Source organism: Gordonia malaquae NBRC 108250, assembly GCF_000344135.1.
Classification (GTDB): domain Bacteria; phylum Actinomycetota; class Actinomycetes; order Mycobacteriales; family Mycobacteriaceae; genus Gordonia; species Gordonia malaquae.
On sequence record NZ_BAOP01000007.1, the window covers coordinates 1 to 20,943 of the forward strand.

At 66.2% G+C, this 20,943-nt stretch carries 22 protein-coding genes; 14 read left to right on the top strand and 8 right to left on the bottom strand.

Translation table 11 applies throughout. From position 1 onward, the window contains the following. Positions 1-44 precede the first annotated feature (44 nt). From GM1_RS23110 to lysS, 4 genes are all read left to right on the top strand, one after another. Positions 45-440, top strand: coding sequence for an IS5 family transposase (locus GM1_RS23110; protein WP_008377315.1), 396 nt, complete (start codon positions 45-47; stop codon positions 438-440). Positions 441-447: 7 nt separating this feature from the next. After that, positions 448-939: an IS5 family transposase gene (locus GM1_RS23115; RefSeq protein WP_008377317.1), complete on the top strand. Its 492-nt coding sequence runs from the start codon at positions 448-450 to the stop codon at positions 937-939. A 242-nt stretch (positions 940-1,181) separates the two neighbouring features. Then, positions 1,182-1,595 (top strand): hypothetical protein, encoded by a 414-nt coding sequence (locus GM1_RS05825; protein ID WP_008377319.1) that lies wholly within the window; start codon positions 1,182-1,184, stop codon positions 1,593-1,595. 51 nt (positions 1,596-1,646) lie between these two features. Continuing rightward, positions 1,647-3,170: a lysine--tRNA ligase gene (lysS, locus tag GM1_RS05830; protein ID WP_008377321.1), complete on the top strand. Its 1,524-nt coding sequence runs from the start codon at positions 1,647-1,649 to the stop codon at positions 3,168-3,170. A gap of 15 nt (positions 3,171-3,185) precedes the next feature. Here the strand turns inward: lysS and GM1_RS05835 are convergent, their stop codons facing one another. The 3 genes from GM1_RS05835 to GM1_RS05845 all read right to left on the bottom strand — a co-directional run bounded on the left by GM1_RS05835 (position 3,186) and on the right by GM1_RS05845 (position 5,228). Continuing rightward, complete coding sequence (locus GM1_RS05835) at positions 3,186-3,701, bottom strand: DinB family protein (RefSeq protein ID WP_008377323.1); 516 nt, start codon at positions 3,699-3,701, stop codon at positions 3,186-3,188. Positions 3,702-3,811: 110 nt separating this feature from the next. Then, positions 3,812-4,198, bottom strand: coding sequence for a hypothetical protein (locus tag GM1_RS05840; RefSeq protein WP_008377325.1), 387 nt, complete (start codon positions 4,196-4,198; stop codon positions 3,812-3,814). Between the two features lie 160 nt (positions 4,199-4,358). Further along, positions 4,359-5,228 (bottom strand): LuxR C-terminal-related transcriptional regulator, encoded by an 870-nt coding sequence (locus GM1_RS05845; protein WP_008377327.1) that lies wholly within the window; start codon positions 5,226-5,228, stop codon positions 4,359-4,361. A 41-nt stretch (positions 5,229-5,269) separates the two neighbouring features. Here GM1_RS05845 and GM1_RS05850 point away from each other — a divergent pair, with 41 nt between their 5' ends. Continuing rightward, on the top strand, positions 5,270-6,829 hold the full coding sequence (locus GM1_RS05850) for an AMP-binding protein (RefSeq protein ID WP_008377329.1): 1,560 nt from the start codon (positions 5,270-5,272) through the stop codon (positions 6,827-6,829). Positions 6,830-6,842: 13 nt separating this feature from the next. Here GM1_RS05850 and GM1_RS05855 read toward each other — a convergent pair whose 3' ends face one another. Together GM1_RS05855 and GM1_RS05860 are read right to left on the bottom strand one after the other, a co-directional pair. Beyond that, positions 6,843-7,640: an Abi family protein gene (locus GM1_RS05855; RefSeq protein ID WP_008377330.1), complete on the bottom strand. Its 798-nt coding sequence runs from the start codon at positions 7,638-7,640 to the stop codon at positions 6,843-6,845. 178 nt (positions 7,641-7,818) lie between these two features. Further along, positions 7,819-9,363 carry a FadD3 family acyl-CoA ligase gene (locus GM1_RS05860; protein ID WP_008377331.1) on the bottom strand — a complete coding sequence of 515 codons (1,545 nt, stop codon included), beginning with the start codon at positions 9,361-9,363 and terminating at the stop codon, positions 7,819-7,821. A 42-nt stretch (positions 9,364-9,405) separates the two neighbouring features. Between GM1_RS05860 and GM1_RS05865 the strand changes: the two genes are divergently transcribed. From GM1_RS05865 to GM1_RS05900, 8 genes are all read left to right on the top strand, one after another. Then, positions 9,406-10,668: an acyl-CoA dehydrogenase family protein gene (locus GM1_RS05865; RefSeq protein ID WP_008377333.1), complete on the top strand. Its 1,263-nt coding sequence runs from the start codon at positions 9,406-9,408 to the stop codon at positions 10,666-10,668. Next, positions 10,665-11,471 carry an SDR family oxidoreductase gene (locus GM1_RS05870; RefSeq protein WP_008377335.1) on the top strand — a complete coding sequence of 269 codons (807 nt, stop codon included), beginning with the start codon at positions 10,665-10,667 and terminating at the stop codon, positions 11,469-11,471. The genes GM1_RS05865 and GM1_RS05870 overlap by 4 nt, the downstream gene beginning before the upstream one ends. A gap of 16 nt (positions 11,472-11,487) precedes the next feature. Then, positions 11,488-12,645, top strand: a complete 1,158-nt coding sequence (locus tag GM1_RS05875; RefSeq protein ID WP_008377337.1) for an acetyl-CoA C-acetyltransferase — start codon at positions 11,488-11,490, stop codon at positions 12,643-12,645. Positions 12,646-13,247: 602 nt separating this feature from the next. Then, positions 13,248-13,880: a hypothetical protein gene (locus tag GM1_RS21525; RefSeq protein WP_008377342.1), complete on the top strand. Its 633-nt coding sequence runs from the start codon at positions 13,248-13,250 to the stop codon at positions 13,878-13,880. 35 nt (positions 13,881-13,915) lie between these two features. Beyond that, positions 13,916-14,905, top strand: coding sequence for an alpha/beta hydrolase (locus tag GM1_RS05885; protein ID WP_008377343.1), 990 nt, complete (start codon positions 13,916-13,918; stop codon positions 14,903-14,905). Positions 14,906-15,024: 119 nt separating this feature from the next. Continuing rightward, entirely contained in the window at positions 15,025-16,533 is a 1,509-nt protein-coding gene (locus GM1_RS05890; protein ID WP_008377344.1) for an aldehyde dehydrogenase family protein, read from the top strand. A 170-nt stretch (positions 16,534-16,703) separates the two neighbouring features. Further along, positions 16,704-17,300 (top strand): TetR/AcrR family transcriptional regulator, encoded by a 597-nt coding sequence (locus tag GM1_RS05895; protein ID WP_008377346.1) that lies wholly within the window; start codon positions 16,704-16,706, stop codon positions 17,298-17,300. Positions 17,301-17,621: 321 nt separating this feature from the next. Next, a complete protein-coding gene (locus GM1_RS05900; protein WP_157435847.1) occupies positions 17,622-17,987 on the top strand; it encodes a hypothetical protein in 366 nt (121 codons plus the stop codon). Between the two features lie 57 nt (positions 17,988-18,044). Here GM1_RS05900 and GM1_RS05905 read toward each other — a convergent pair whose 3' ends face one another. The 3 genes from GM1_RS05905 to GM1_RS05915 are packed head-to-tail and all read right to left on the bottom strand — an operon-like array spanning position 18,045 to position 20,507. Beyond that, positions 18,045-18,473 carry a nuclear transport factor 2 family protein gene (locus GM1_RS05905; protein ID WP_008377349.1) on the bottom strand — a complete coding sequence of 143 codons (429 nt, stop codon included), beginning with the start codon at positions 18,471-18,473 and terminating at the stop codon, positions 18,045-18,047. Between the two features lie 33 nt (positions 18,474-18,506). Beyond that, positions 18,507-19,619, bottom strand: a complete 1,113-nt coding sequence (locus GM1_RS05910) for a class I SAM-dependent methyltransferase (RefSeq protein WP_008377351.1) — start codon at positions 19,617-19,619, stop codon at positions 18,507-18,509. Positions 19,620-19,628: 9 nt separating this feature from the next. After that, positions 19,629-20,507, bottom strand: a complete 879-nt coding sequence (locus GM1_RS05915) for a LysR family transcriptional regulator (protein ID WP_008377353.1) — start codon at positions 20,505-20,507, stop codon at positions 19,629-19,631. A gap of 71 nt (positions 20,508-20,578) precedes the next feature. Here GM1_RS05915 and GM1_RS05920 point away from each other — a divergent pair, with 71 nt between their 5' ends. Continuing rightward, complete coding sequence (locus GM1_RS05920; RefSeq protein WP_008377355.1) at positions 20,579-20,932, top strand: nuclear transport factor 2 family protein; 354 nt, start codon at positions 20,579-20,581, stop codon at positions 20,930-20,932. The last annotated feature ends 11 nt before the right edge of the window (positions 20,933-20,943 follow it).

Genomic DNA, 20,943 nt, shown 5'->3' on the forward strand with positions numbered 1-20,943 from the left:
CGTGTCTGACAAACATTGGGGTCCGGCTCTGCGAGTCTGATTTCATGTCGCGGTTTCAGGTGCTCTCGGATGCTCAGTGGTCGTTGATCGAGGACATGTTGCCGCGGCCGACGGGGCGGCAGGGGCGTCCGTTCTCCGATGCCCGGACGATGGTCGAGGCGATCATCTACCGGTATCGGTGTGGGATCGCATGGCGGGACCTGCCAGAGTCGTTCGGGCCGTGGCAGACGGTGTGGACGTGGCATCACCGCATGGCAAAAGCTGGAACGTGGGATCTGGTGCACGCGAAGCTGACTGCAGCTGCCGACTCTGCGGGACTGGTGGATTGGTCACTGTCGGTGGATTCGACGATCGCCCGCGCGCACCAGCACGCCACGAACACCAAGCGCCTCACAGGGGGCTGGATCGAATTACAACAATCCTGCGATCGAGCCGCCTGACCACGCAGTGGGCCGCTCCCGCGGCGGCCTCTCTACGAAGGTCCACCAGCTCGTCGACGGTAACGGGCTACCGCTGGTCACACTGCTTACGCCCGGCCAAGCCGGTGACTCGCCAATGTTCCTGCCGCTGATGAACCTGCTGCGCGTTGGCCGGATGCGAGGCCGGCCGCGTACCCGCCCCGACCGGGTGCGCGGGGACAAGGCTTATTCCTCACGGGCGATCCGCACTCACCTGCGATCACGAGGGATCAAGGCGGTCATCCCCGAACCCGACGACCAGAAGGGACACCGCAAGCGGCGTGGTTCACGCGGCGGCAGGCCGGTCTCGCTCGATGCCTGCGACTACAAGAACCGGAGCATCATCGAACGCCGGTTCTGCCATACCAAGCAGTGGCGCGGACTCGCCACCCGTTACGACAAACACGCCCTGAACTACCGAGCAGCGGTTGTTCTCAACGGCGTGATCGCCTGGTCGAAGGAATTATCAGACACGCCCTAGCTGCAATTGAACGTCGGCGGCGATTCTTGGCCCTGTACCAAGAATCGCCGCCGACGTTCGCTCGCCGGATTTCGCGCGGGCCTGCACAAAACTCTGGCCGCCTCGCGTGCCGGTGTGGCAGAGTGGTCGACGTGATCAAGAGCTGTCAGGAGTGTTGTCAGGGCTGACGTCCCGCCTTTGAGCGAGGACGGCCCTGTTCTTCAGCCTCCCTGCACGTTCGATCACCATTCGAGGAATCCCTCATGACCACTGCGCTCACCGCACCCGTCTCTGCTCCGTTCGTCTCCGTTCCCCTCTCTGTGCAGGCGAACGATTTCCGTGCCGCGCTTGCCGCAGGCGCCGTCGCCGTCGACCTGCGTGACGCCGCCCAGCACCGTGCGCACGGCGCACTGCTCGGAGCGGTCGCCGTCGCCTCCGATCAGGCGCTTGATCTCCTGGGCCCAGATTCCCCCGTCGCGCTCCGCGCGGCCACTGTCGACGCCGAGTGGATCCTCGTCTCCGAGGACGGCTACGACGCCGAGTGGCTCGCCTGGCACCTGCAGGCGCGCGGTGTGCGTGGTGCGCGGTTCGTCGTGGGAGGTCATCGGGCGTTGCGCAGCCGCGGCGTGACCGGCTCGATCGGCTCCGACGCGCTCGGTCTGTACGACCCGCGCTGACCTGGCCGTCTCGATTGGTGTCTGCGCTGGCCGGACACTTAACCTAGAGGCGTGAGCGAGCACCAGAACGACGAGACGACCCGCGACGACGACCAGACCCCCGAGCAGCTGCGGATCCGCCGCGAGAAGCGCGAACGGATTCTGGCCGAAGGACGCGAGGCGTACCCCGTCGAAATCGCTCGCACCCACACGCTGCGCGCAGTCCGTGACGAGTACTCCCACCTCGAAGCGGGAGCCGAGACCGGGGTGATCGCCGGAGTCGCCGGGCGCGTGATCTTCATCCGCAACAAGGGCAAGCTCTGCTTCGCGACCCTCCAAGAGGGTGACGGCACGCAGCTGCAGGCCATGCTCAGCCAGGCCAAGGTCGGCGAGGATTCGCTCGCGAGCTGGAAGTCCGACGTCGACCTCGGCGACATCGTCTACGTGCACGGCGAGATCATCTCCTCCCGCACCGGTGAACTGTCGGTGATGGCCGACGCCTGGCAGATGGCGTCGAAGTCGCTGCGGCCCCTGCCCGTGGCCCACAAGGAGATGAACGAGGAGTCGCGCGTTCGTCAGCGGTACGTCGACCTCATCGTCAACCCCGACGCTCGCGAGATCGCCCGCACCCGCGTGAAGGCGATGGCCGAGCTGCGTCGCTTCCTCACCGAACGCGACTTCCTCGAGATCGAGACGCCGATGCTGCAGACGCTGCACGGCGGCGCCGCCGCGCGCCCCTTCGTGACGCATTCGAACGCCTTCGACATGGACCTGTTCCTGCGGATCGCTCCGGAGCTGTTCCTCAAGCGCGCCGTCGTCGGCGGCCTCGAACGAGTCTTCGAGGTGAACCGCAACTTCCGGAACGAGGGCGCCGACTCGACGCACTCGCCGGAGTTCGCGATGCTCGAGACCTACCAGGCGTACGGGACGTACGACGACGCGGCCGTGACCACGCGTGAACTCGTCCAAGCGGTGGCATTGGCGGCGGCGGGAACGCTCACCCCGACGATGCCGGACGGCAGCACCTACGACCTGTCCGGCGAATGGAAATCGGTCTCCATGTACCCGTCGCTGTCGGAGGCGCTCGGCCGCGAGATCGTGCCGCTCGAGACCACCGTCGACGAGTTGCTGGCGATCGCCGCTGAAGTCGGCCTCGACGTCCCCAAGGACAAGGGCTACGGCCACGGCAAGCTCGTCGAAGAACTGTGGGAGCACATGGTCGGCAGCAAGCTCGACGAGCCGGTGTTCGTCCGTGACTTCCCGGTCGAGACCTCGCCGTTGGTCCGCGCGCACCGCAGCATCCCGGGCGTCGTCGAGAAGTGGGACCTCTACGTCCGCGGCTTCGAGCTGGCGACCGGCTACTCCGAACTCGTCGACCCGGTGATCCAGCGTGAGCGCTTCGTCGACCAGGCGCGCCTCGCCGCCGCAGGCGACGACGAGGCGATGGTCCTCGACGAGGAGTTCCTTGCCGCGATGGAGTACGCGATGCCCCCGACCGCAGGAACGGGCATGGGCATCGACCGCCTCCTGATGGCGATCACCGGACTCGGCATCCGCGAGACGATCCTCTTCCCGCTGGTCAAGCCGGTTCAGTAGGTCGCAGGCGGCTCCTCACACGTCCATGCCCGCGTTGCGGGCGTGGGTCATCGTGGTGCTCTGGCCGTCGAGGGTCTCGCGGATGATGTCCGCATGCCCTGCGTGATGGGCCAGTTCGCGCAGCATGTGCAGGACGATCCACCGCACCGACCGGTACTCCCGCTCTGGCGCCCAGGGTGCGGTGGGGAGCGGGATCAACGCATCGAGGTCCGACGTCGCCTTCAGTGCGGCGACGGTGCTCGCGTACTGTGCGTCGTACTTCTCGGCCCATCCGGCGAAGGTCTCGTCGTCGGTGAGTTCATAGGCGTGGGCGGCCCCGGCCATGTCGAACTCGGCGTTCGGGTCGGCGTCGGTGATCGTCTTCCACCAACCCTCATGTGTCAGGGTGACGTGCTTGAGAAGCCCACCGATGCTCAAGGCGGACACGGTCGGCGTGGCGCGTGCCTGCTCTTCGGTCACGCCGTCGACGGCGATGCGGAAGTTGGTGGATTCGTCGTCGAAGAGGGCGATGAGGTCGGTGATCTCAGTCATCCGTCGACGATAGTTCGAATGTCGCCCTGAGATCGGTCGGATCATCGAAGTTCGATGGCACAGTGCCGTCGGACCCTGATGATCTCGACCGATCTCGGGAGCACCAAGGCTCAGCGCTGGACGTAGTACGTCCACGGCTCGTACGAGACGGTGGTGCCGTCCGGCGCTGTGATGTGCAGATACTCGCGGTGGACGTGATACGTGTAGCCGTTGTTGTAGGCGTGGAACCTGCCGAACTGGTCCTGCGTGGCGCCGTTCACGTCGATCCAGTTGCCAGTCGTCTTGGCCTTGCCGCTGTACCCCCAGCCGGTCGGTCCCTGCACGGGGCAGATCACGACCTGCGACAGTGCCGATTCGGCCATGACCTTCGCCGGCCCGCGGCAGTACGGGCCGCCGGGAAAGCCGTCGGCGGCCGCGTCGCCGACGGCTGTCAGGCTCGCGCCGGCCAGTCCTGCCGCCACGATCGTTCCGGCGACGACTCGAGTTCGATTGCGCATGATGTTCACGTCCTCTCGCAGGCGAGCGGTAGCGGTCAGGCCGCGGTGTGCGCTGCGTTGTCGGGTGTGCTCGACCGCTACTCGGTATGTCGAGCGCCCGGGCGGGGACCGTTAGTGACGTGTAGTCCAAACGAATGACAGGGCTGAGCGGTCGGCCCGGTCAGGGGATCAGGCGGACTCGGCGCGCGTTGACGACGGCTTCGAAGCGAGTCGACGCGTCGAGTTTCACCAGCAGCCGCTTGACGTGGTCTTTCACCGTGTACACGCCGATGCCCAGGCGGTCGGCGATCGTCGCGTTCGGCAGACCTGCGGCGAGCAGGCCGAGCACGTCTTGTTCGCGTGCGGTCAGGTGGACGGACGGTTCGTCGAACGGGGAGTCGTGGGCGAGGCCGTCCGCGATGTCGAGCATCTGATCGCGGAGCGCAGCGTCGGACGTGGTGTCGGCGAGGGCGCGCAGGCGAGCATGTGAGTCCTGGATCTGTGCGCGCCATGCGGCGAGGTCGCGCTCCTCGTCGTCTGTGCGGAGAGTGGCGAGCACGTCGGCCACTGCGAGCTGCTGCTCCACTCCGCGGGCCTCGTCGGCGACGGCGTCCAACGAGACGCCGAGTTGATCGTGCGGATTGCGCCGAGCGGCGTAGAGAACGCCGATGTGCTTGCGTCCGACGATGATCGGCGCTGCGACCATCGCCCGCAGATTCTCGGCGCGGATGATCTCGTCGTACGTGTGCGTGATGAGCGGCGACCGGACGTAATCGTGCACTGCGGCCGCCCGCCTGCGGCCGATCACTCGACCGCCGAGCCCGTGTCCGGGATAGAGATTGGCGCCGCGCAACGGTCCGACGACATCGCCGTCGAACGCGAACAGCTCGATGTGATCGGCGGTCCCCGGCAGCACTCGGCCCGCGAACGCCAGCCCGGCACCGGTGCGGAGCCGCAGTCGTTCCAGCGGCATGCGCAATCGACGAGCCAGCTCGTCCGATGGCGTACCCCTCTTCGGAGGGTTGTCGGTGGCGGGGGTCACACAGATCATTGTTCCATCCGTGACCACACGACGACGATGGAGTGCAAGACATGACCGATGGACGCCAGGCGGCGGAGCGGCAGGTGCATCAGTGGCTCGACGAGTACAGTGCGCCGAACGCGAGCGCCGCGTACCTGCTGTGCGATCGATACGACCGCGACGCCGTCGCGTTCACGCTGGTCGAACCCGACCTGACGTCGACGCCGTTCACCCACGGCGAGTTGGCCGACGAGTCGCGTGCGATGGCGACGGTTCTGGTCGCCAAAGGTGTCGAGCGGGGTGATCGGGTCCCGGTTCTCCTCGGCAAACGGCGCGAGCTGATCGTCGCGCTGATGGCGCTGTGGCGGATCGGTGCCGTCCATGTACCGCTCTTCACGGCCTTCGCGACCGGTGCGATCCTGCTCCGGGTGGAGGGGGCGTCTGCGAAGGTCGTCATCACCGATGCGTCGCAGCGAGACAAGGTCGATCCGATCGACGCCGTCACGGTGCTCGACGTCGACGATCTGGCTGCTGAGTCGGTCGGTGCGGAGCCGTTCTCCGACGACGCCGTGATCGGTGGCGACGGAACACTCGTCCAGCTCTACACGAGCGGCACCACCGGCAAGCCCAAGGGCGTCCCGGTTCCGCTGCGCGCGCTCGCCGCGTTCCAGACGTATCAGCACTACTCGTTGGACGTGGCACCCGACGACGTCTTCTGGAACGCCGCCGACCCCGGCTGGGCGTACGGCCTCTACTACGCGATTCTCGGTCCGCTCGTCGGTGCCCGGACGAGTCTTCTCTTCAATGCGGGCTTCACGCCGGATTCGACAGTCGCCGTCATGAAGACCTTCGGCGTCACCAACTTCGCGGGCGCGCCGACCATGTACCGGGCGCTGCGAGCGGGTGCGGACATGTCAGGGGTGACCCTGCGCCGTGCCTCGTCGGCCGGTGAGCCGCTGACCCCGGACATCGTCGAGTTCGGTCTCACTCAGCTCGGCACGGAGGTCCGTGACCACTACGGCCAGACCGAGACGGGGATGGTCATCGGCAATCACTGGCAGTCCGACGTCGCGCTTCCGCTCAAGCCGGGATCGATGGGGCAGGTGATGCCGGGGTATGCGGCGGGCATCGTCGACGGCCAGATCGCGCTCGACGTGAAGGGCAGCCCGCTGCTCTGGTACACCGGCTACGACGCCGCACCGGAGAAGACCGCCGAACGGTTCACCGAGGACCGCGCGTGGTACCTCTCAGCCGACACCGGAAAGGTCGACGACGAGGGGTACTTCTCCTTCACCGCCCGCGACGACGACGTGATCCTCGCCGCCGGGTATCGAATCGGACCGTTCGACGTGGAGAGCGTGATGGCAGTGCATCCGTCGATCGCCGAGGTCGCCGTCGTCGGCAGGCCCGACCCCGAAGGCATTCGCGGCGAGGTGGTCGAAGCGTTTGCCGTCCTGAACACCGGTTTCACGGCGAGCGACGACCTCGCGACGGAGTTGAAGCATCTGGTCCGCGACGAGTACTCGAAGCACGCGTACCCGCGGACCGTCCACTTCGTCGAGTCGCTGCCGAAGACGCCGAGCGGCAAGGTGCAGCGTTTCGTCCTGCGTCGCGAGGGTGCTGGACTCTGATCGATCGAGCCCGTCACGACCACAACGGGAGGTCGCGCCAGTTCGACGGGAAGCCCATCTCTGAGCTGGACCGAAGCGGTATCGGATCGAAGCGATCGGTGATCATCGTCGCGACTCGGTCGGTCCACGTGGTTCCCGGCGACACATGTTGGAGGATGTGTGCGGCGGCGCAGATCGAGACGTAGATGGAACCGCATTGCGGCCCGGCGACTCCGTGGAAGCTGTCCATTTCTCGGAGTCGGGCTACGCCCACCGGCATGATCGTTCGATTCCAGAGTCGGGAATGGTGTGCGGATATGTTTCGGACGACTGCAAGGTGCTCGAGGAGGTTGGCGAGTATGTCACCTGGTCTGGCGCCGGCTCTACCTCGGGTTCCGACGATTCCCAAGGTGCGTGCGATCTCGTCGCGATCGTCGACGCGAAGGCCCTTGTACACCTTCGATACATCGGCGAAATCGAGAACTTCAGTCAGAACCCAGATGGATATCCGGCCGCGGTAGTTGTCGAAGTGGTGGCCGTTGAACGGGGCGCTGTCGAGGTACGCGAGTGGACCGTGCCGCCCGATCGCATAAGCGACGTGGGCGCGCATGGAGACTTCGAGCCGTTCGACGGCGCTCAGCATGAGGTTCTTTAGGTGTCTGTCGAACTCGTAGAGGCTCGCAACGTCAGCAAAGTTGGTGCCGGGGATGAACGTGTCCAATAGTCGGCCGTCGTCGGCCCGCTGCCGGTTGGGGTGCCAGTAGGAACTGAGCCGGTAGTAGCTGACGTTTGCGAGCCACCGATGGGCGAACTCGCGATCTGCGATGACCATCCCGCGACGCTCAAGTTGGTCAACCTGGGCATTAAGCGACAACCAGGGCTTTGCGCGCATGCCGGAACAGTAGTGGAAAGAAGTCCGGCCCGCCCTCACATTGTGAGGCGGGTCGAAACGATTACGGAAATTCTACTGCCCGTTGAGTGGAGGTGCAACGGCCGCAGAAATCCGCCGCCTACGACAGTTCGCGCTTGAGGACCTTGCCTGAAGGGTTGCGGGGGAATGTGTCGACGAACTCGACGGACCGCGGCACCTTGAAGTTGGCGAGGTGCTCGCGGGCGTGAGCGGTCACCTGCTCGGCGGTGACGTTTGCGCCGTCGCGCACGGTCAGGAATGCCTTGCCGACTTCGCCGAGGCGTTCGTCCGGGACTCCGATGACGGCGGCCTCGGTGACACCGTCGATGCGGGACAGGACCTGCTCCACCTCGGCGGGGTACACGTTGAAGCCGCCGCAGATGTACATGTCCTTGAGGCGGTCGGTGATCTTGAGGTTGCCGCGGTCGTCGATGGTGCCGACGTCGCCGGTGTGGAGCCAGCCGTCGGCATCGATCGTCTCGGCGGTCGCCCTCGGGTCGTCGAGGTAGCCGCGCATCACCATCGCGCCGCGCGCCAGGATCTCGCATGCGTCGGACAGCATGATCTCCATGCCGTCGAAGGCCCGGCCGCAGGTGGTCGCGACGGTGACCGCGTCGTCGTCCGGCCTGCAGGTGGTGATGAAGCCGCTGGTCTCGGTCTGGCCGTAGGCGGTGACGACGGTTTCGACGCCGAGGTCGGACTGGAGGCGTTCGATCAGGACGACGGGGACGATCGTGGCGCCGGTGACGATCAGACGCAGGCTCGACAGGTCGTAGTCGGCCCGGGCGGGGTCGTCGAGGATCGTCTGGAAGATCGTCGGGGCTCCGGGGAACACGGTCGCCGACTCGGCCGCCGTCAGCTTGCAGGCCTCAGTGGGGGAGTAGACGGCGAGCGGGAGCATCGCGGCGCCGAACAACACGCACGGCAGGATGCCCGCCTTGTAGCCGAACGTGTGGAAGTACGGATTCACCATCAGGTACCGGTCGGTTGCGGTGAGACGACCGTTCGCGCCCCAGGCATGCGAGCCGGCAACGGTCTGCTGATGCTCGGCGAGCACACCCTTCGGTGCGCCGGTGGTGCCGGAGGTGAACAGGATGTCCGACAGGTCGTCTCCGGTGACGGCGTTCGCCCGTTCGCGGGTGGCCTCCGCGGCGGCCTCGGAGACGTTCATGAAGTCGTTCCACGGCACCGCGCCGGTCGCCGGATCGACGGCCTGCTCGAGAGGGATCCCGACTACGGTGCGGTCTTGCGCGATCGGTGAGTCGAGCACTTCGCTGAGACGGTCGATGCCCGCGAACACGCCGGACGTCACAACGACTCGTGCGCCCGAGCGCTCGACGATGTCCGACGCCTCGCTGATCGTGTAGCGCGTGTTCAGGGGGACGAGCACGGCTCCGGCGTAGTGAGTACCGAGTGCGGCGATGGGCCAGTGATGGCTGTTGGGGGCCCACACGGCGACGCGTTCGCCGTGCTGCACGCCGAGGTCGATCAGGCCCGCGGCGAAGCGTCGTACCTGGTCGGCGAACTCGCTCCAGGTGAGTCGGACCGGCTCGGCCCACTGTTCGTCGACGATCGCCGGAAGATCGGGCCACGACTGTTCCGCGCGGTGGAGTGCTGCGGGAGTGGTGAGCGGAGTCGGAAGCATGAACAAAACCTAGCAAATGCTTGGTAGGTTAAGCTAGCGGTCATGACGACGATCAATCTCGCCGATCGGGCCGTCGACCTCGGCGAATGGGCGGCCCGCACCCCTGATGCGGCAACCGTCTTCGCGCAGGCCGTGCGCGATTGGCTCTCCGACAACCTGGTGGGCGACTTCGCGTCCCTGCGCGGACGCGGCGGACCGGGCAGTGAACACGAGTTCTTCGCCGAACGCCTCGAGTGGGACCGCCATCTCGCGGCGTCCGGTTGGACGTGCCTCGGATGGCCCGTTGAACACGGCGGCCGCGGTGCGACCATCGAGCAGCGGATCATCTTCCACCAGGAGTATGCGCGGGCCAACGCCCCCGCGCGTGTGAATCACCTCGGTGAGGAACTTCTCGGCCCGACATTGATCGAATACGGCACGCCGGAGCAGCAGGCTCGCTTCCTGCCGCACATCGTCGACGTCACCGAGCTGTGGGCGCAGGGCTACTCCGAACCGGGAGCGGGCAGTGACCTCGCGGGCGTCGCGACCTCCGCTGTGCTCGACGACGACCAGTGGGTGATCAACGGTCAGAAGATCTGGACGTCGCTGGCGCACCTGTCCCAATGGTGCTTTGTGATCGCTCGCACCGAGAAGGGCTCGAGTCGACACAAGGGCCTGAGCTTCCTGCTCGTTCCGCTCGACGCCGACGGCGTCACCATCCGGCCGATCCAACAGATCACCGGAACGTCGGAGTTCAACGAAGTGTTCTTCGACGACGCGAAGACCTCCTCCGACCTCATCGTCGGCGAGCCGGGTGACGGGTGGAAGGTCGCGATGGGCCTCCTGCAGTTCGAGCGCGGTGTGTCCACACTCGGCCAGCAGGTGGGCTTCCACCGCGAACTCGACAACCTGATCGACCTCGCCGAACGCAACGGTGCGGCGTCCGATCCCGAGATCGCCTCCCGCCTCCGACGCGCCAAGGTCGGCCTTTCGGTGATGGAGGCCAACGCGCGGCGCACCCTCGCCGGCGACATCGTCTCCGAAGCCGGGGCCGCGTCGGTCACCAAGCTGCTCTGGGGCAACTGGCACCGCGACCTCGGCGAACTCGCGGTCGCAGTCGCCGGCGCGCCCTCCCTCATCGGGCCGCCCGCCACCACCGAGGGGCGAGCCAACAACATCTCAGATCCGGAGAACGTCGAACTCGACGAGTGGCAACGACTGCTCCTGTTCACCCGCGCCGACACGATCTACGGCGGCTCCAACGAAGTACAGCGGAACATCATCGCCGAGCGCGTCCTCGGCCTTCCCCGAGAGGCACGTCCATGACCCGTCCTGTTTCCCCACTCGCCACCCCTCCCGAGGAGATCGCGGGCCACGACCTGCTCAAGGGCAAGAAGGTCGTGGTCACCGCAGCCGCGGGAACCGGCATCGGCTTCGCGACCGCACGCCGTGTGCTCCTCGAAGGCGGCGACGTCCTGGTCTCCGACTTTCACGAGCGTCGCCTCGGCGAGACCGTCGAGAAGCTCGCCGCCGAGTTCGGCGCCGAGCGAGTCACGTCCCACGTCTGCGACGTGTCGTCCACCGAACAGGTCGACGATCTGATCGCCGCCTCGGCGCAGAAGCTCGGACGCATCGACGTCCTGGTCAACAACGCCGGACTCGGCGGGGAGACCCCGGTCGCCGACATGACCGACGAGCAGTGGGACCGGGTCGTCGACATCACGTTGACCAGCACGTTCCGCGCCACTCGCGCCGCCCTCCGCTACTTCCGGGACGCCGGCCACGGCGGCATCCTGGTCAACAACGCGTCCGTCCTCGGCTGGCGCGCGCAGCGGGGTCAGGCGCACTATGCGGCTGCCAAGGCCGGTGTCATGGCCCTCACCCGTTGTTCTGCAGTCGAGGCCGCCGACTACGGCGTCCGCATCAACGCCGTCGCACCGTCGATCGCCCGTCATCCGTTCCTCGCGAAGGTGACCAGCGACGACCTGCTCGACGAACTCGCCTCCCGCGAGGCGTACGGCCGCGCCGCAGAAGTGTGGGAGATCGCGGCCACCATCGCGATGCTCGCCAGCGACTACACCACCTACCTCACCGGCGAGATCGTGTCGATCTCCAGCCAGCGCGCATAGCAAGGAGCCAACCACCATGACCGCACCTCAGGCCTACATCGTCGACGCCGTCCGCACTCCGGTCGGCAAGCGCGGCGGTTCACTCGCCTCCGTCCACCCCGCCGACCTCGGCGCGCACGTGATCTCGGCGATCGTCGAGCGCACCGGCATCGACCCGGAGATCGTCGACGACGTGATCTTCGGCTGCGTCGACACCATCGGCCCGCAGGCCGGCAACATCGCACGCACCGCATGGCTCACCGCGGGCATGCCGCTCGGCGTCCCCGGCACCACCGTCGACCGCCAGTGCGGCTCGAGCCAGCAGGCCATCCACTTCGCGGCCCAGGCAGTGATGAGCGGGACGCAGGACGTCGTCCTCGCGGGCGGTGTTCAGAACATGAGTGCCATCCCGATCAGCCAGGCGATGATCGCAGGCCAGGAACTCGGATTCACCACCCCCACTGCGGAGTCGAAGGGCTGGGTCGAGCGCTTCGGCGATGCGGAGATCAGCCAGTTCGTCGGCGCCGACATGATGGCCAAGAAGTGGGACATCAGCCGTGACGACATGGAGTCCTGGTCTCTCCAGAGTCACCAGCGCGCGAAGGCCGCGATCGCGGCCGGCCGGTTCGACAACGAGTACGTCGCTCTCGGCGACTGCGTCGTCGACGAGTGCCCGCGTGAGACGTCGCTGGAGAAGATGGCGTCCCTGAACGTTCTCGCCGAAGGCTCCGATCTGACCGCCGCAGTCGCCTCACAGATCTGCGACGGATCGTCGGCGACCCTGGTCGTGTCGGAGAAGGCTCTCAAGGAGTACGGCCTCACGCCTCGTGCCCGCATCCACCACATGTCGGTCCGCGGTGACGACCCGGTGATGATGCTGTCGGCGCCGATCCCGGCGACCAAGTGGGCGCTGGAGAAGACCGGCATGAGCATCGATGACATCGACGTCGTGGAGATCAACGAGGCGTTCGCGCCGGTCGTTCTCGCGTGGCTGAAGGAGACGGGCGCCGACCCGGCCCGCGTCAACCCGAACGGCGGCGGCATCGCGCTGGGCCACCCTCTCGGCGCGACCGGTGCGAAGCTGTTCGCAACGCTCCTCAACGAGCTCGAGCGCACCGGTGGACGCTACGGACTGCAGACGATGTGTGAGGGCGGCGGAACCGCCAACGTCACGATCATCGAGCGACTGGGCTGACTTCAGCTGGCACAGATCTGACGTTTGACAACAGCCCGGGCACATACTGCCCGGGCTGTTGTCGTCTCCGACGTGTGATCGATCGCTTCTGAAGTCGTGTCGTGGTGCCCCACTAGTGGATTCGCCTCCGACAAGTAGTCCGATCATGGGATGAAATTGTCGTCTGATCGACTTAAGAATCGGCCGATTCGGCCGAGAGCGCTCACGGTTTGCCACATATGCCCAATGGCACTGAGTGGCCATTCAGTAACGATTGAATAACTCAATTAGTGGTTCATCTGATCAACTGATTGACTGCGATACGAGAGCTTGGTCACGTATCGCGTGTCATGTGTGCGCGACCACGAGTCTGAGTCTCAATTGTTCAATCCTCACCCCGCGAAAGGGCTCCATCATGGGCAACATTCCTGACATATCCGGCATCAACGATCTGATGAAGACGCTCAACGCGCTTCTCAACCAGGCCGGTTCCAACGAGAACGGCGGAAGCCAGACTCCGTCCGCCTGACGACTGGCACAGCGGGCCTCGTGCCCGCACGTCGGGCCGCGCACTGCGCGGCCCGGCACCCTTCGTCCGCTCACGATCCCGCACAGGAGCACAGATGTCTGCAGCCCGGCAGCTGGTCGCCGATGATCTCGTGGCGGCTGCCGCGGTGCTGGCCGAAGGGCTTCCCGAGATCCCGGACTACGCCGCACTTCTCGGAGCTCACACCGCGGACCCATCCGTGTGCGACTCCCTTGCCCGAGTCTTTCTGCGGCCCTTGATCAACGCCGGCTGTGTGGTCGGCGTCGACGACGGCGACGGCCTCGCGGGGCTGCTCGTGATGCATCGGCCGTCGGCCGGTTCGCTTGATCCCCACATGGAGTCCGCGGCCAGCGACCTTGAATTCCTCCGGGCTCATCCCGATATCGCGACCCGACTGCTCGCTCGGGTGAACGAACCCGCACTCCCGATTCCGGAGCCGGACGCGGTCACGATCTCGGTCGCCGCCGTCTCGAAAACGCGCCGGAGCAGCGGTGTCCTCAGGTCGCTCGTCGGAGTAGTCGAGGAGGCGTGCATCGCCGACGGCGTCCAGTTCTGCGCGTGGACTGCCCGCGAGGACCTCCGCGACCTGTACTGCGCGGCGTGGAACCTCACGCCGTTCGCCGAGCGGCACCTCGACGAGGAGACGCGTCTGTACGGACTCGCCTCGACTCGGCCGCCGGCGCTCTCCGCACGACTCACCCATTCCTGATCGTCCACCACCCACCAACTTCTGAAGGAGTCACCATGACGCGCTCGCGACTCATCCTCCGCGCGGCCGCGCTCGCCTCCGCGGCGGCGATGACGCTGACCGGGCTTCCCTCCATCGCGCATGCGGCGCCGAGCAGCGTCGTCACCTCGACCGATGTAACGACCCAGATGTCCGACATCATGGTGCACTCGGCCGCGATGGGGCGTGACATCCCGCTGACGGTCCTGAAGCCGAAGGACACGTCGAAGCCCGCGCCGGTGCTCTACCTGCTGAACGGTGCAGGCGGAGGCGAGGACTCGGCGACGTGGCAGCTCAACACCGACATCGTGAAGTTCTTCGCGAACAAGCACGTCTATGTGGTCATCCCGATGCAGGGCGCCTTCTCGTACTACACCGACTGGATCAAGGCCGACGAGAAGCTCGGCGTCAACAAATGGGGCACGTTCCTGGCCGACGAACTGCCGCCCGCCATCGACGGCTCGTACAAGACGACCGGCAAGAACGCCATCGCGGGCATCTCGTCGTCGGCGACATCGGTGCTCAATCTCGCGATCGCGAACAAGGGCCTCTACCGTGCGGTCGGTTCGTACAGCGGCTGTGCCAGCACGTCGAGTGAGCACGGGACGTTGTTCATGCGGATCGTCGTCGAGACCCGTGGCGGAGGTGACGTCCGGAACATGTGGGGCGAACTCCGCGGCCCGCTGTGGAAGAAGAACGACCCGATCCGTCACGCGGAAGAGCTTCGTGGGCTGTCGCTCTATCTGAGTGCGGCGACAGGGCTTCCCGGCGAACACGACAACCTCCGGGAGGTGCCGGAGGTGGGGACTCTCGCCGACCGGCTCGTCGTCGGCGGCGCGATCGAGACCGCGACGCGCGTGTGCACCGAACAGTTGGCGTCCCGTCTGCAGCAGTTGCGCATCCCGGCCACGGTCGACCGTCCGGTCGGCGGCACACACTCGTGGCCCTACTGGCAGGACCAGCTGCACAAGTCGTGGCCGCAGCTCGGCCGCGCGATCGGCGCCTGACTCGCTCTCGTGCTCACCGGCCGGGCGGCCCTGTGATTCGGGCCACCCGGCCGGTAGCATGGGATGACATTCAGAATTCGTCTCAACATCGAGCAGTTCGCCATGAAGTGGAGGGTCGTATGACCAAGCCTGCAGAAACCCCGGTGCGCGCCGGCGACAAGGTCTCGTCGGAATCGCACAGTCTCACCGAGCTCCTCGAGATCCAGAAGGCTGCCTTCCTGCGCGACGGCATCCCTGACGCTGCGACCCGCGTCGACCGGATCAATCGTCTCGGTCAGATGCTCCTCGACAACGCCGACGAGATCACCGCCGCGCTCAACGAGGACTTCGGCACCCGTCCCCGCGAACTGTCGATCGCCACTGACGTCGCAGGCTGCCTCATCGACCTCACCCACCAGCGTCGTTCGGCCGAGAAGTGGATGAAGGAGACCAACGTCTCCAAGATCCAGGGAGCGCTCGGCTACAAGCAGCGCCTGCGCCACGATCCCCTCGGCGTCGTCGGCATCATGGGTCCCTGGAACTTCCCGCTGCAGCTGACGATCGTCCCCGCCGGTTCGGCGTTCGCCGCCGGCAACCGCGTGCTGCTGCGCCCGTCGTCGATCACTGCGAAAACGACCGACGTCATCGCGCGTGTGGCCCCCGACTACTTCTCGATCGAAGAGCTCGCTGTCGTCACCTCCGCCCACGGCGGCGGCTCCGATTTCGCGAAGCTGAAGGTCGACCACATGTTCTTCACCGGTTCACCCGAGGTCGGTGCGTCGGTCGCGCAGGAGGCCGCGAAGAACCTGATCCCCGTCACCCTGGAACTCGGTGGCAAGAACCCGGTGATCGTCGACGCCACTCAGGACATCACCGAGGCCGCGAACTTCATCGCCGACGCCCGCATGATCAACGGCGGTCAGGTGTGTCTGTGCCCGGACTACGTGTTCGTGCCGGAGAGCAAGGTCGGCGAGTTCACCGAGAAGGTGATCGCCCGCTGGACCAAGAACTTCCCGACGATCGAGAAGAACGATCAGTACACCTCGACGATCAACGAGAAGAACTACACGCGCATCACCGGCCTGATCGACGACGCCGTCGAACTCGGCGCCACCAAGCACCAGGTGATCCCGGCCGGCGAGTCGCTGCCGAACGCCGAGGCACGCAAGATCCCGCCGACCCTCCTGACCGGTGTCAAAGCCGGCATGAAGATCGAGGAGGACGAGGTGTTCGGCCCCGTCCTCACCGTCTACCCGTACCGCAACCTGTCCGAGGCGATCGACAAGATCAACTCGGCGGGGCACCCGCTGACCCTGTACTGGGTCGGTGACGACAACGAGAACCTCAAGCGCGTGGCCGACAACACCCGCAGCGGGTCGATCAGCGGCAACGACTTCGCGCTGCATCTGCTTTCGCACGGTCTGCCGTTCGGCGGCGTCGGCCGGTCGGGCATGGGCAACTACCACGGCAAGTTCGGGTTCGACACGTTCAGTCATGCTCGTGCGGTCACCGTCTCGACGATGCCGATCAAGTTCGCCGAGCTCGTCTCCGCGCCGTTCACCAAGAGCGACACCCGCCTGACCAACGCCCAGATGAAGATGTGGAACTTCATCCAGGGTCGCGCCAGCCGCAAGTCGGCCAAGCGCTGATCTCACGCATCCCCATCGAGGGCCGTCCGCTTGTGCGGGCGGCCCTCGTTGTCCGCCGGGCGCGCGACTTGAACGGGTCCTCACCATGGAGCAAGCTTGAGGTCGCCGTCGTCGAGCGAGATCAAACAAGCGCTTGGTAGGGTGGAGGGTGACCACTCGAGGAGGCCACGTTGACGTCGAAGACGACGTCGGGTTCGTCCCGACGCGAAGAGCTGCTCGGGATCGCAGGTGAACTGTTCGCCGAGCGCGGCCTGCGATCGACGACAGTCCGCGACATCGCCGACACCGCGGGGATACTGTCGGGCAGTCTGTATCACCACTTCGACTCCAAGGAGTCGATGGTCGACGAGCTGCTGCGCGACTTCCTCGACGCGCTGTTCTCCCGGTATCGCGAGATCGACGCCGCAGGCCTGAGCGCTGCTGAGACCTTGCGGCAGCTGGTGATCGCCTCGTTCGAGGCGATCGACACTCGACACACGGCAGTGGCGATCTATCAGAACGAAGCGCGTCAACTCACTGGTCAGGAGCGCTTCTCCTACATCAACGATCGCAATCGCGAGAACCGTGAACTGTGGGCTTCGGTCCTGCGCCGCGGCGTCGCCGAGGGCGACTTCCGCCCTGACCTCGACGTGGATCTCGTCTACCGATTCATGCGCGACACCGTCTGGGTGGCCGTCCGCTGGTACCGCCCGGGCGGTGCCAAGACCGTTGAGCAGATCGCCGACCAGTACCTCTCCATCGTTCTGGACGGAATCCTCCCGCGCTGACCCACTCGTGTCCGCCATGCCGTTGATCGTGACCACTATGTGGTAAAAATCAACGGCGCAGGGGGTCTGCGTGCTTTGGGTTGTTCAGGGGGGGGCGACGATGGACCAGTCACGGGTCGCGGAGCTTCGCTACCGCGGGTATTTCGGTCCGGATGAGTGGAATGCGTACGACCGCGTCCGCGCGGGTATGCGGCGATAACGACTACGAAGGGCTATGTGCCCGAGTTCGACTACGAGTACACGTACGTTCAGGGCGACAGAGCGAAGCTGCGCCGCGTGGCCTGGATTCTGTGGTTGTCGCACAACCGTGGGCTCTGGATCATGATCGCCGTGCAGACCGTGGTGTTCGGGCTCTGCGCGATACAGTTCGACGATCCGCTGTACCTGCTGGGTATCCCCGCCATGGTGTTGTTCTTCTTCATGGTGACGGCCTACCGGATGAGGAAGGCGTTCTGGTGGGCGGAACCAGGTCGCGAGGCGGCGGTCGGGCTAGACGCGGGTGTGCTCCGGATAATGGACGCGAGTGGGCAGCTGATTCTGCAGGTCTCGACGTTGAGGACCATGTTCTGGATCGGCGAGGTCCTGGTCGTCGAGTTGAAGAGCAAGGGCCGACTGATGCTGTTGAAACCCTTGATTGGACCGGGGTTCGAAGCGAAGCTGGTAGCGGCGATCGCGACCGGGAGATGACGTTCCCCGTCCGCCAATTGTGACCACATACGTGACACAACTGGCGGACGGAGTGAGTCAGGGTTGCACGCGGGTCCAGACGATGTCGTCGACGAGTTTGGAGAGACGCCAGCCGTCGGACGTGCGGACTGCGTCGAAGTGGTAGTAGCCGCCGACCTCCCACAACTGTTCCGTGCCGTCGGCTCGGGTGGCGATCATCGGGTTGAAGAAGTAGGTGACGCCGGAAGCGGTGTCGGCCCCCGGCTCGAGGGTGATGTCGAACTGCCCGAGCATGTGCTGCCATCGAGTGAAGCCTTCGAGGCTGCGAATGAACGCTTTCGCCTCGGCGAGTGGTCCGACGGGGCCGCCCGGAGCGCTGTAGTCGAGGACCGCGTCCGCGGAGAACACGCAGTCGAGGTCGTCCCAGCTGCTGGTGTCGACGGCCCTGGTGTACGCGGTCATCAAGGCGGTGATCTGGTGGCGGTCGATGAGTTCGGTGACGTCCATCCCTCGACTGTCGCACGGCCGAGAGCGTCGGGGTCAGAGCTTGGTCGACGCCGTCACGGTGAACTTGGCGTTCCGCACGATCTGGCGGGTCGGCCCGACGATCCGGCCGAGCGAACCACGGTAGGCGAGATGCGAGTTCCAGACGCACCACAGTTCGCCGCCGGGCGCGAGCGCACGGGACGCGTCGGCGAAGAGATGATGCGCGATCCCCGTCGACAGCGCCGCGTCGCTGTGGAACGGCGGGTTCAGCACGACGAGCGACTGCGACGAGTCGGCGACGTTCTCCAGCCCGTCGGCCTGTTCCACGCGCACTCGGTCGCCCACGCCGTTCAACTCAGCAGTGGCGCGAGCCGACCGAACCGCGGTCGCCGACCTGTCTGTTGCGAGGACGGACGCCGACGGTCGGGCCGAAGCCAGTGATGCCGCGATGACGCCGGTGCCGCAGGCGAGGTCGACGATGCTGTCCGCGTCGGGGCGAGCGGCGTCGAGAACGCCGAGGAGGAGACGTGTGCCTATGTCGATGCGGGTGCCGGCGAACACCCCGCCGTGCGCCGCGACGGTGACGGCGGGATCGGTGTGCGTCTGGGTGTGGGGCCACGCGGCGAGACGATCCTCGGCGTGGCCGCGCCGGGGGCCGCGCGCGAACAGTACACGTGACTTCTGTCGGGCGTGACTCACGTCGACACGGTCGAAGTACTCGCGCAGCACATCGTTCATCGCGACCGACATGTGCTTGATCCGACCTCCTGCGACGACCACGACCTCGTCGTCGGCGGTGGCCGCGACCAACGCCGCGACCTCGGCGAGACGGTCGAGCGACCGCGGAAGCCGAACGAGGACGACCCGCGCCCCGTCGACGACCTCCGATCCGAACGGGAGGGACCGCACGTCGGTGACACCGAAGGTCGCCGCGTTGGCGGCGAGCGCTCGTTCGCCGGTGACGAGATCCTGATGGACTCGGACCCCGGCGGCCCGAGAGCCCAGTGCGAGCGCGCCGTAGGCGTCGTCGATGACGGCGATCGATCCGTCCGGGGCAGTTGCCAGATACTCTGCGGCCTCGTCGAGGATCAGCCGGTCTGCGGCATCCGATGCGGCGAGCCCAGGCCCGTCCACGTCGGGAAACCGTCTCAAATCCTGCAGATCCACCCTGAAAGACTACCGAGTCGGCAGCAGGTGGGCGGCCAGGGCTGCGGCCATCGCCCGAGCGGCGGCGGAGGGCGCCGGGCCGATCGTGAGAGACAGCATCGACCGGGTGGACCGCGCCACCGGAACCGCTGCCAGTGTGCGATGCCCGCTCGCCATCGATGGGGTCAGCAACCCGACACCGCTGCCGAGTTCAACGAGCGACAGGATCGACTCGGGGGAGTGAGCGGCCACGGCCGGGACGACGTCAACACGTTCAACTGCGCACGTCGACGACAACGCGGACCGGACACCGGTGCCGACCGGGAGGCTGAGCACAGTCGTTGCTGCCAGCTCTGCGCAGGTCACCGAGGTCTTCGACGCCCAAGGGTGATCGGCGGGGACCACAGCTGCCAGCGGCTCCCGAACCAGGGTCTGAGCGCTGACAGCCCTCGGAAGGCGCTCGGCGTGCGCAACGAGCGCGACATCGAGCCTGCCGCTCTCGAGGTCGGCGATCAGTCGGTCGGAGTTGTCCTCGATCACGGAGACGTGCACGCCGGGGTGGGCTCGGCGGAAGTCGGCGAAGCCCGCGAGGTAGCCGGGGATCGTGCATCCGATCACCGTGCCCAGGCGGAGGTTGCCTCGGACGACTCCGGACAGTTCGTCCGAGACGGAGCCGATCGTCGAGACCGCATCGAGTGCCGCGCGGGCGTGCGGGAGGATCTGCGTCCCGGCGTCGGTGAGCCGGACGGTTCGCCCTCCGCGCTCGAGGAGTCGGTGTCCGACCTCGTGCTCGAGTTTCGCGACCTGCGCCGACACTCCCGACTGGCTCACGTGCAGACTCGCTGCGGCGGCGGTGAACGAACCGGAGTCGGCAACGGCGACGAGGTATCGCAATTGATGCAGCTCCATAACCAACAATGCTAGCCACTAGTAGAACTATCTGTTGGAATGCTGAGTGGTTGCGGGGCGAGAGTGGATGCATGACAACAACTCCAGCTTCCATCGCCGCCCTCTACTTCGACTGCTGGGAGCGCAAAGACTTCACCGACCTCGCGCCGCACCTGTCACCCGACTGCACGTTCACCGGCGTGTTCGGCGTCGCACAGGGACCCGACGAGTTCCTCCGCGGGCTGACCGGAATGGCCGCCGGAACCGACTCGCTCGACGTCCGCAAGCGGATCTCCGACAAGACCGACGTGATCACCTGGTTCGACCTCGGCATGGGCGGAGCGCCGGCCACCGCCGTCGCGAACTGGACTCACGTCGAGAACGGACTGATCACGGCTGTCAACGTCACCTTCGATCCCCGAGAGATCCTGGCCGCATCGGCGTGACCGGAAGTACG